This is a genomic window from Paenibacillus sp. SAF-068 (genome assembly GCF_051967555.1).
Taxonomy (GTDB): Bacteria; Bacillota; Bacilli; order Paenibacillales; family Paenibacillaceae; genus Paenibacillus.
In genome coordinates, this window is the sequence record NZ_JBQCJX010000001.1 from 1,739,197 (window position 1) to 1,751,131 (window position 11,935).

Annotated in this window: 7 protein-coding genes; all 7 read left to right on the forward strand. The window is 48.8% G+C overall.

What is annotated here, in order from left to right:
• Nucleotides 1–59: 59 nt before the first annotated feature.
• The 7 genes from ACTHPG_RS07825 to ACTHPG_RS07855 all read left to right on the forward strand — a co-directional run bounded on the left by ACTHPG_RS07825 (nucleotide 60) and on the right by ACTHPG_RS07855 (nucleotide 11,897).
• A complete protein-coding gene (locus ACTHPG_RS07825) occupies nucleotides 60–6,770 on the forward strand; it encodes a DUF7507 domain-containing protein (RefSeq protein WP_440388547.1) in 6,711 nt (2,236 codons plus the stop codon).
• Nucleotides 6,767–8,458 (forward strand): hypothetical protein, encoded by a 1,692-nt coding sequence (locus ACTHPG_RS07830; RefSeq protein WP_440388548.1) that lies wholly within the window; start codon nucleotides 6,767–6,769, stop codon nucleotides 8,456–8,458. The genes ACTHPG_RS07825 and ACTHPG_RS07830 overlap by 4 nt, the downstream gene beginning before the upstream one ends.
• A gap of 150 nt (nucleotides 8,459–8,608) precedes the next feature.
• Entirely contained in the window at nucleotides 8,609–8,866 is a 258-nt protein-coding gene (locus ACTHPG_RS07835; protein ID WP_440388549.1) for a YolD-like family protein, read from the forward strand.
• Nucleotides 8,867–8,965: 99 nt separating this feature from the next.
• Nucleotides 8,966–9,085, forward strand: coding sequence for a hypothetical protein (locus ACTHPG_RS07840; protein ID WP_017688846.1), 120 nt, complete (start codon nucleotides 8,966–8,968; stop codon nucleotides 9,083–9,085).
• A 156-nt stretch (nucleotides 9,086–9,241) separates the two neighbouring features.
• The gene (locus ACTHPG_RS07845; RefSeq protein ID WP_440388550.1) at nucleotides 9,242–9,745 is read left to right on the forward strand and encodes a ferritin; all 504 of its coding nucleotides are present in this window, start codon (nucleotides 9,242–9,244) and stop codon (nucleotides 9,743–9,745) included.
• Between the two features lie 474 nt (nucleotides 9,746–10,219).
• The gene (locus ACTHPG_RS07850; protein WP_440388552.1) at nucleotides 10,220–10,960 is read left to right on the forward strand and encodes a polysaccharide deacetylase family protein; all 741 of its coding nucleotides are present in this window, start codon (nucleotides 10,220–10,222) and stop codon (nucleotides 10,958–10,960) included.
• Between the two features lie 22 nt (nucleotides 10,961–10,982).
• Nucleotides 10,983–11,897 carry a hypothetical protein gene (locus tag ACTHPG_RS07855; RefSeq protein ID WP_440388553.1) on the forward strand — a complete coding sequence of 305 codons (915 nt, stop codon included), beginning with the start codon at nucleotides 10,983–10,985 and terminating at the stop codon, nucleotides 11,895–11,897.
• Nucleotides 11,898–11,935 lie beyond the last annotated feature (38 nt).

Here is an 11,935-nt window from a genome sequence, read left to right on the forward strand (position 1 = left end):
AGCGTCATAGACTGTTAAAAGGCTCCGTTTCATAGGATTGTAATTCTTGCTGAAGGGAGGTGAGTTCTATTCCTCTTGTCGTTCGTTCTACCGTCAACGCTACGGGAGCGATTACGTTTACAGGTAATACGCTTGGACTGAGTCGTTCGGAAACAGCAGGGGTACCCGGAACACAGGACAGTATCGGAGGTTTTACCACAACGAATAGCACCGTCCAGTACGGTACCTACCCACTGGGAACCACAAGCTTGTACCAGAGTAACAGTTCCGCTGCCATCCTTGTTCTTCCCGCCGGAAGTACCGTTCTGTATGCGGAATTAATCTGGGGCGGAAGTTATATCAATGGAAATGTCAATCTGAGTTCAGCGATCAACAATCCGGTTACGTTCATCACTCCTGCCGGTTCGTTCAGTGTTACCCCTGACCCGGTGACTTACAATCAGTTTGATCTGGGGAACAACGCGGCAGGTTATGTACGTTCAGCCAACGTGACGACGCTTGTACAAAATGGGGGAGCAGGTACATATATCACCGGAGCAGTCGTGGGAACCATTGTAATTACGAATGATGCTACAGCCAATCATGCCGGGTGGACGCTTGGCGTTATTTATCAGAATCCCAATCTCCCTTTTCGTAATATGTCTTTGCGTGCAGGCGGCGTACTTGTGCAATCCACTTCACCACCGGTCGTAACAACATTGACAGGGTTCGCAACCCCACTCTCCGGTGTACTCGGAGGAAGAGCGCTGTTCAGTGCCCAGGAAGGTGACGCGAATCGAACAGGTGATCAGGCATTATTCGGGCCGACCTCTGCAACTTCAGTGGCCTTGTCCGGACCTAACAACCTGGCTGCGAACTTCTTTGCATCCCAAATCAATGGTGATACGGGAGCGCTTAACACAACGGGTACGTTCGGAACTCGAAATCAGATCAACGGAGCTCCAGGTTCCAACATTGTCGGCGGTCGTCAAGGCTGGGATATCACCAATGTAGATGTGTCTGCCAGGCTGATTAACAATCAATCTTCGGCAGTGCTTACGCTAACGACTTCAGGCGATGCGTACATCGTTAATGGCAATGCCATTCAGGTCGATATTAACGCACCGAGAATTACTGTATCGAAGGGATCAACGGCCACCGGTGCGGTAGCGGGGGATAGTATTCTCTACACGGTTACGGTTGCCAATGCAGGTACGGCCAGTGCCGCCAGTGTAGTTCTATCCGATTCATTGCCTGCAGGACTTACTTTTATCCCTGGGAGCGTCACAGTTGCAGGTGTATCCCGCCCAACCCTGGATATAACCGCAGGTATTCCACTGGGTGCATTACCCCTGTCCAGCAGTATTGTTGTGACCTATCGGGCACTTATCGGACAGGATGCAAGCATCTTGCAGCTTGTGAATTCGGCCAATGCGGCTTTTACGTTTCAGAGTGTGGCAGGAGGACCGACGATTACTGGCGTAATTCCCTCCAACAACTCCACACTTCCTGTATATTCACCGAACCTGTCCATTGTGAAGTCGGGGAGTACCACCAATGCCACGGTGGGCGACACGGTAACGTACACGCTCCAGGTAAACAATGGCGGGAATGTTGCGGCTAGCGTCACATTGACAGACAACATTCCAAATGGCAGTTCGTATGTAGCAGGCAGCTTCCGCCTGAACGGAAATGTCATTGCAGGCGCCAACCCCGCGACTGGTGTGAATCTGGGCAGCCTTGCTGCAGGCAGCGCGAATACCATCACCTTTCAAGTGCTTGTCACAAGCTTGCCCACACCGCCAACCCTTGTGGATCAGGCTACCGCTTCGTATTCGTATAACTCGCCTGACGGAAGGACCATAACAGGAACAGTAGCCTCTAACACCTTGACGATTCCGGTGACATTGCCCAATGTAACTGCGGTTAAATCTGCTTCCGTCAGTGACGTAGCTGTAGGGGAAACATTCACCTACACTGTAGTTACCACGAACGGCGGCATTCAGCCAATTAACAGTGTGATTCTGACGGATGCTCTCCCAGCAGGAACTATATTTGTTCCGGGGAGTGTGACCGTAAGGGGAGCAGTCGTTGCATCGGCTAATCCGAACAGTGGCATATCAGTTGGAACATTGACTGCCGGAAGTTCCGCGACGGTGACGTTTCAGGTTACGGTCCAATCCTTGCCTGCATCAGGCTCGCTGCTTAATCGGGCTTCTGTGTCCTATAGTTCAGGTACCTTTACGGGCATTTCCAACTCCAATTCGATTACTACCCCTGTGTACCAGCCGATCATTGCGATTAACAAGTCGGCGAGTCAAACGAATGCGACGCTGGGAGATCAGCTTGCATATACACTTGTGGTGACAAACAGCGGAAACATCGCAGCTCAAGTTACGGTAACCGATACGATCCCTGCAGGACTGACGTTTGTTCCGAATTCGGTCACGGTGAATGGTACTGCGCGTCCGGGCACCAGCCCCTTAACCGGAATAACGCTGGGCAGTCTTTCGCCAGGAGCGACGGCAACGGTAGTGTTCCGCGCAACACTGAGTACCCTTCCATCTCCGCCAACACTGGAGAATCAGGGTACCGCAACGTATACGTACCAGCTTCCGAGCGGACGTAATCTCTCAGGCGCAAGTCAATCCAATATTGTTCGCATACCTGCATCAGCCCCTAATATTTCGATTAGCAAAACGGTAAACACACCTGATGCGACTGTAGGTGACATCCTTACCTATACCGTTATTGCAACCAATGCCGGAATTAGTGCGGTCCAAAATCTGGTGATTTCGGATACACCAACCGGCTCCGAGTTTGTGCCGGGCAGTGTCACCATTAACGGAACAGCTTCTGCAAGTGCAAGTCCGGTCTCAGGCATTGTTGTCGGAACCTTAAACAGCTCAAGCAGCGTCACCGTTACTTACCAGACCAGAGTGACGTCTGTTCCTTCGACAGGATCAGTTACGAACCGTGCCAGCGCAGCCTTTACGTCGGGAAGTTTTAATGGTGTCTCTTCATCAATTACGGTTAGTACACCCATATTTCAGCCCGTCATTCAAGTGGTGAAATCAGCAAGTACAACGAATCTGACGGTAGGAGATACCTTTAATTACAGCATTCAGATTAACAACACTGGTAACATAGCAGCTTCGGTTACCTTGACGGATCCGATTCCTGCGGGAGCTGTTTTCAGTACGAACAGTGTCATTATTAATGGTGTACCTACACCAGGTGTAAGTCCGGCAACAGGTATTAGTTTGGGCTCAATTCCAGCCAACTCAAGCACGACCGTTACTTTTGTCGCAACGGTCACAAGTTTGCCTGATTCAAGACAGTTGACTAACCAGGCGGTTGGTTCATTCTCTTACACACTGCCAAGTGGAAGAGCGATTGCCGGATTCTCGTCATCCAACACCATCACGATTCCTGTCTCTCTGCCCAATGTAACGATTGTTAACAGTGACAATGTAGAGTACGGCGTAGTCGGGGATGTCATCAGGTACACATCTGTTATTCGCAACAACGGAACCGTAGCAGTTAACAATGTGGTATATGTCAACCCTCTTCCTCCGAATACCCCATTTGTACCCGGAAGCGTCATTGTGAACGGGACTTCATTCCCGCTCTCCAATCCGACCGCCGGTATTCCAATCGGTACTTTGGCTCCAGGAGCTGAGGTTACCGTAACTTTTGAGGTGACGATTACCATGCCGATCCCTTCGCAGATTAACAATCAGTCGACGGTCAGTTTCACATCCGGTTCATTTTCGGGGTCATCCTCGTCCAATACAACACAGACGCCGGTTATCCAACCGCAGATTTCACTCGTCAAAACGGCCAATACAGTCAATGCCACCGTAGGTGACACGGTTGTATACACGGTGACTGTCAGCAACACGGGCAATTTGCAGGCCAATGTTACCGTCACAGATACGATTCCTGCTGCGACTTCTTTTGTAGCCAACAGTGTTGTTGTATCAGGTGTGCCTCAGCCAGGAGCGACGCCGGGAACAGGTATTCCGGTAGGCATTGTTGCAGCTGGAGCAACAGCGGTTGTTACGTTTGCTGTGGTTGTAGATACACTTCCATCTCCGCAGCAGCTTAGCAACTTTGCTACATCGTCCTTTACCTTTACACCTCCTGACGGACGTACGTTGACAGGAACAGCCACTTCAAATACGCTGACGTTTCCGGTCTCTTCACCGAACGTTGCTGTCGTCAAAAGTACACCTTCAACTGCGGCAGCGGTAGGTGATACCGTCACTTACTCCGTTCAGGTAACGAACAGTGGTATAGCACCTGTAAACAATATTCAGTTTTCGGACCCGATTCCTGCGGGTGCATCCTTTGTCACAGGCAGTGTGACCGTGAATGGAGTAGCACAGCCTGCAGCCAACCCGGCAGGGGGGATATCACTCGGCACACTTGCTCCAGGAGCATCTGCAACTGTAACTTTTACCTTCCGTGTAGATGCGATACCGCCAAGCGGCCAGCTGAGTAATCGATCCACAGTCAGTTTTACATCAGGGGCTTTCTCGAGCACAACGTTCTCCAATACAGTGGTCACGCCGGTATTCCAGCCCATTCTGTCTGCAACAAAGACGGCAAGTACACAGAACGCCACCGTAGGTGACACGGTTAGTTACACGGTCACTGTATCCAACACGGGTAATTATGGGGCCCAGATTAACCTGACGGATAATATCCCGACGGGAACCATTCTCGTTCCGAACAGTGTCATTGTGAATGGCCAGCCGCTGCCTGCGGCCAATCCAGCTACAGGTATTCCGGCAGGCACTGTCGCTGCCGGTGCGACAACAACCATTACTTTTTCCGTGGTTATCGATACTTTGCCGTCTCCGCAACAGCTGGTGAATCAGGCTTCGGTGGCTCTTTCCTTCACATTGCCGGACGGTCGGACAATTACAGGCTCTGTTCTGTCCAATGTACTCACCATCACCGTGTCAGCTCCGGATGTCGATGTAGTGAAATCGACGACATCCACGTCGGTATCTGTTGGCGATATTGTGACATACAGCGTAGCGGTGACAAATAACGGTATTGCGACGGTCAATAATGTGGTCTTCACAGATGCGATACCGGCAAGCACTGTTCTTGCGCCAACTGGCGTATTTGTGGATGGGGTTCTCCGTCCAGGTGCCAACCCCTCAACCGGGATCACCATTGGTTCCATTGCGCCCGGGGCTACCGTGACTGTGGTATTTAGTGTTCAAGTTACTTCGCTCCCGGCAAGTGCCGTTTTGAACAATCAATCCACGGTCAGCTTTACATCAGGCGCGTTCTCAGCCACCACGTTCTCCAATACGGTTACAACACCGGTGTTCCAGCCGATCCTCACGGCGGTCAAAACGGGAGATCAGACGATAGCCACGGTAGGGGATACCGTTGTGTACAGCATCGCCATCTCCAATGCCGGGAACTACGGGGCCTCGGTTACGCTGACCGATACGATCCCTGCCGGAACGGAACTTGTGCCGAATAGCGTTATCGTCAATGGTGCATCTGTACCGGGTGCCGATCCGGCTTCGGGTATTCCGCTGGGCGTCGTGTCAACAACAACCATGGTTATGTTCTCGGTTGTCATTGTTACTCTTCCGTTGAGCCAATCGATAACGAATCAGGCTTCTGCAACCTTTACGTATACGCTGCCAGACGGAAGAACACTGGGAGGCAGTCTAACATCCAATTCGCTCAACATTCAGGTATCTGCACCGGATGTAAGTGTAACAAAGACCACCACTTCAGTTGATGCAGTGGTCGGTGACACGATTGTGTACCAGATGGTTGTGACCAATAACGGGATCGATCCCGTTAACAGTGTGGTACTAACCGATCCAATCGATCCAGCTACCACATTTGTCGCTGGAAGTGTTCTGGTGGATGGTGTTCCGCGTACCTCGGCTAACCCGGCACTGGGCATCGCCATCGGATCACTGGCTCCAGGAGCCTCAGCAGCAATATCCTATGCAGTGCGAGTCAATACGCTGCCTACACCACCTTCTGTGAGCAGTCAGTCTGCTGTAAGTTTCACATCGGGTGTATTCTCGGGTGCTTCATACTCGAATATCGTAGTCACACCAATTTATCAACCGATTATTGCCGTGACCAAGACGGCAAATACATCCAATGCAACGATTGGTGATACCATTGTGTACTCTTTCTCCATCAATAACAGTGGAAATCTGGCTGCCAATCTGACCTTGACGGATGACATTCCGGATGGAGCTGTGCTTCTTCCGAACAGTGTATTAATTGATGGTGTTCCGCAGCCAGGAGCCAATCCGGAAACAGGTATTGTTGTAGGCACCATACCGCCTGGGGGATCCGTTAATGTGACTGTGACCCTTGAAGTTACCGTTGATTCGCTGCCGCAAGATCAGCGGTTGACTAACCAGGCTGTGGCCAATTATACATTTAGTCCGCCGGATGGCCGTCAGTTAACAGGTACCGTGTCTTCCAACGTCCTTGTAATCCCAGTATCTGCACCAAACGTGACGGTTGTCAAAAGCACTGATGCCATTGATGCTGTTGTCGGTGATGTAATAACTTATACGGTTGTTGTTACAAATGCCGGTATTGAAGTGGTTAATAATGTGGTCATGGTTGACCCTGTACCCGTAGGAACGGTGTTTGTACCCGGAAGCGTTACGGTGGATGGAGTTGCAAGACCAACCGGCAATCCGAATACCGGAATAACACTCGGATCGATTGCTGCTGGTGCTTCGGTGACCGTGACATTCAGAGTAGAGGTCGTGGTGATATGAGCCAATCTTCCGGTCCGTTGTCCCACTGGCTACAGAATCAGTCCCTGGTTCGATTCAGCTCGGGTACGACTGAACTGGAACAGGTGGCCTATTCCAATACCGTAGTCACCCCCTGGGTTGGACCCAAACTTGAAGTAAGAAAGGGATCCAATGTGACTGTAGCTGCACTGGGGCAGTCGCTCACCTACCAGATTGAGATTACGAATTCCGGTAATCGAACCGCCATCGTGCACGTAGTGGATCCGCTCTCGGAAGATACGCCACTGCTGCCGAATAGTGTGCTTCGTGACGGGATTCCATTACCCGGTGCATCACCACAGGTTGGGCTGCCTCCTGCGGAGGTCGCGCCGGGAGCCACACTGCGCTACCACTTTCAAGTTGTCATCGTGCGTTTGCCTCCGACACTGAAGCTGTTGAATCAGGCGCAGGTAAACTATGAATTTCTAACACCAGAAGGCAGAACGGTTACAGGCAGAGAACTTTCCAATGCGGTTGAGGTCATTCTGGCCTCATCCCGTCTGGAAGTGGTCCTACAGTCGGACCATATCTCAACCTTCTCAGGGGATATGGTTCAGTACAGTGTTGTTGTGAACAATCCTGGATTTCTGACAGCTACAGGTGCCAAGGTGACTATCGCTTTGGCTCCTGGCCTTGTATTTATTCCTGCAAGTGTTGTAATTAATGGAATGTTTGCCCCCCAGATGACCCCGGATTCTGGGATAGAGATCGGTGACATTGAACCTGGGAGTTTTGTTACGATTCAATATCGGGTACAGGTTGTTTCGGTAAGGAATGCTGAGAGCATTCCAACTCAGGCAGTGCTGGAGTATACTTCTTCGGGCAAACAGGAAGTCGTTTATTCAAACAAAGTTACACTTGAAGTCATCCAGCCTTTTATTTCGATTCAAAAAAAGGTACATCCGGCAGTTGTCTCATTGGATGATATCGTACAATATGACATTACCATTGCCAATGAAAGTAATTATGCAGTGGATGCCAAAGTATCGGATTCATTGCCTGCCGGCATGACATTTGTCGAAGGGAGCCTCAGCTGGAATGGAGTCAAGCGGCCCGGGGTCAATCCGGTGAAAGGAGTTAGTCTGGGGACATTGACTGCACGGTCTATCGTCAATATTCAATTTGAAGCAAAGATTGTAGAACAAGGGACGGCCATGTCTGAACCATCCGAGCTGGTTAACCAAGCGCGTCTCTTGTATACGTACCGATTGCCTGATTCACGAACCGTGCAGCGCATAGCTGCTTCCAACGAAGCAACGGTCTACCTGAAAAGCCCGTTGATCAAGGTTCACGTTGAAGTAATTCCTAATCTAGTGGAGCAGGGAGGATCCGTATCTTTTCAGGTGCGGGTCGAGAATACAGGCTCTCTGTCTGCCCGTGTACAATTGACAGGGGTTCTTCCACCGGGAGCCAAATGGCGTGGTCAGGAGGAAGGTCAGGTTCAATCGAACATACCCGAATACTCTTCGCCAAGATATCTTCATCTGGGGGAACTGGCCCCGGGTGCGGAGAAAAATATCTTCTATGTAGCGCAGCTGTCTCCGGAGGAAACAGGAACGCTGAATGGTTTCCTGACTGCCCTGTACACCTATGAACTGAACGGAAAGAGACGAAGTGGTGAAGCGCGTTCGAACGAGTACACGATTGTTATCGAATACCGTGAAGAGTAACGATAACCAGCTTACGAAGATGAATTGGAAAATTTGCCCCAATGGATTGACATGACATTACACGAACGCAAATGAATGGTATACTAATTGAATACGAACTCGGCAATCAACCCGTGGAATCGGGACGTCGGAGTAAAGGAGGCAGCCACATTGGCAAAAGCAAAAGTTGCAAAAAGACCTACCCGGGATGAATTTGAGCTGGAAGAGCTGGGTAATCAATTAGTTGAAGCGTATCATGAACGTTCGGAAGTGTTGTTGACCGTATGGGGTAAGGAAGATCAGGTGCAGGGAGTCATTGTCAAAATGGACTCCCGTACACGACTCGTGCATGTAGAGTATACCGAAGAAGAGTTCACGGCGAAGGTGCCTTTTCTGGATATCATGCGTGTGCAATCTCCCCGGTACTGAACGAAAAAACAGCAATCTGAATAATTAGGGCATCCGCCCTGTCAAAGTCGTTCTTCCTGCATAAGATAACCCATACCTGTTGCAGAGGAGGTACGGTCAATGAGCGAAGTATTAGGTGGAGAAACAAGAGGCTACGGATACGGAGGTTTCACTTCTGTAGGTGCCATTCTGGTTCTGTTCATCCTGTTGGTTATCATCTCCAAAGCGTTCTTGGTATAATTGCATAGCTCTAAAGAATGAAAGAAGCTCTGCCATCGCGGCAGAGCTTTTTTGTTCGTTCAGTCATTGGCGAATTTTGTAGAAAATCGGTGTAAGTCCTGCTGACGTTATGTTAGAATATAACCATCCCTAGAGAAAGAAAGAGGTGTTTGGATAATGAGCCAAGAGTTAACAGCATCTTTAAATGAACAGATGAACTTCGAGTTCTATTCCGCTCATGTATATCTGGCTATGGCAGCCTATTGTTCCAGCAAAAGTCTGGATGGATTCGCAAACTTCTTCATCGTGCAGGCCGAAGAGGAGCGGTTCCATGGTATGAAAATATACAAATTCCTGAATGATCGTGGACAACGTGCCACGCTAGCGGCTTTGCCAGAACCGAAGAATGAATATGATTCGATGCTGGATGTATTTGAGCATGGTTATGCTCATGAACAGCAAAACACGAAAAAATTCTACAATCTGGCTGACATCGCTCTGAATGAACGTGAGCATGCAACGATGTATTTCCTCAAATGGTTCATTGATGAGCAGGTTGAAGAGGAAGCCTTGTTTGACAACATTATTCAAAAGTTGCGCCGGATCGAAAAAGATAGCAACGCCTTCTACATGCTGGATGCCGAGTTTGGCAAACGTTCATTCACTGCTCCAGCTGAATAATGGCTTGTAAGGAGTCTATAAGATTCCAAGAACATATGACCAATGTACATACGGCAGGTGGAAATCACCCTCATAACGATAGGAGTTAGATCTCCTCGCAAGGGATGGCGGGTTCATGCCATATGCCGATTGAAGACGAAAAAGCTTGCACTTGTGCAGGCTTTTTTTGCATGCCTGGCTATTTCATTATTGTATTGAATTGCTTGAATTGGAGCAAAAGTCTATCAAAATTCTGAATGTGGGTAATAAAGGATATGTCACAATTGATCTATCCTGACGGGATCTTTTTTTGCTCAAATCTATCAAATTCGTATTAAATTTTAGGTTTATCTGACAAAAGTGTAACTCTACCGTAGCCTTTGAAGCGAGAACAGGAGTCACTATCTTTGATAGTATTAGGATTAATCGCCAAGGGATGAAGGTAGAAAACATGGACACCCGGGGAAATATAACACATAAGGGAGACTTTTAATTATGCTACATATTCGCAAATCTATCATGGTTACACTTACAATTCTATTAATTTTACCACTATTAATGCCTCAGTCGGTATCTGCCAAATCAGGTGCATCCAAGGAGAGCGCAAGCAAAGCGAATTCCAAGATCATATACCTTACTTTTGATGATGGGCCAACCGCTCACACAGGTCAATTGCTGGACATTCTGGATCAGTATCAAGCGAAGGCAACGTTTTTCATGCTGGGTCCTCAGATGGAGAATTTTCAGAAGGCTACCAAACGAATCGTTGCTGACGGGCATGGATTGGGCCTGCATGGTGTGAGTCACGTTCCTAGCAAATTCTATAAATCTGCCTATAGCGGATTGAAAGAGATGCAACAAGCCAATGTAAGTCTGAACAAGGTTGCCGGAGTGAAAACAAGTCTCGTTCGGACGCCATATGGCAGTAAACCATACCTTAAATCGGCATTCCGTAATGTGCTGCTGGGTCAGGGTGGATTCCATCTATGGGATTGGAATGTCGATTCGGAAGACTGGAAATACAAGAAAGATCACCAGAAAGTCTATAACAGCGTAATGAAGCAGATCCACAATGTACAAAAGAGCGGAACTGCGCCTGTTGTGCTTATGCATGACCAGGAAGCGACGCTGAAAGTTCTGCCACAAGTATTGAAAACATTAAAGGCAGAAGGGTATCGGTTTGAAGTGTTAAGCAAGAAAGTGCAGCCGGTTAACTTCTGGAATGACAAGCGTTAATCTTTTTAAGGAGGTACACATCATGAAGAAACAATCATTATGGATGACCATTCCGGTAACGACAGCTGTTTTACTTGCTCTGGCGGGTTGTGGCGGACCGGATTCGAATGCTTCATCATCAGAGAATAGTTCTTCACCAACGACAACAGTGGGGGAGCAAACCGAGAGCGGCAGCGGTGGTGCTGATTTCTCCAATGAAAACGAAGCAGCAGGAACCCAAAAGGACACGAACACATCGGATAGTAAAGGCGCATCAGGATCACAGGAGGGCGGCAACCAAACTGTTGCAGGTCAATCAGGCGTGAATGATGTGATCAAGCAAGTTCGCAACCAGTTGAAGATGCAGGATGCAGCATTACCCACTTCATTCACATTGGACAAAGGTACATCTTTGGGAGCGGCAATCCTGTCCAATTCTGCTGATGCATTTAAAGTGAATTTCTACGCTACCACTCAATCTGTTGCTGTTAACGATCAATCCTTAACAGCATCCGACAGTAAGATCCCTGTGCTGGCTTCCTATGAAGTGAAGATGTATAAAAATCCTGATCAAGATCATATTTTCCCGGAGACGGACCTGAAAGATATTCCAGCAGATATGGCTGTGGATCTGGGACATGGTATCAAAGGTATGAGTGAAGGTGCCGCAGGCAGTCAATATCTGACTTGGCAAGAAGGCAGATGGACGCTGCAAATTCGTTCGGTTTCCGAAGATGATATGAATAATCCGGGCATAGCGAAGAAAATCGTGGAGTATCTGGAGTCACATACATTACCCATACCCAAAGATAAAGGGTATATTCAGATAGAATATCCAAGTGGCGGAAAGTCTGTCCATGTAACGATCTCATGGCAGGACGGTAATAAAATTCATCAGCTTAAGACCGATCAAGTACCATTGGAAGCTCTTGGCATGGTTGTATCTGTGAAATCTTGATTGCTTTACGGATCTTCTGCAAGTGTAGAAGAGATGCG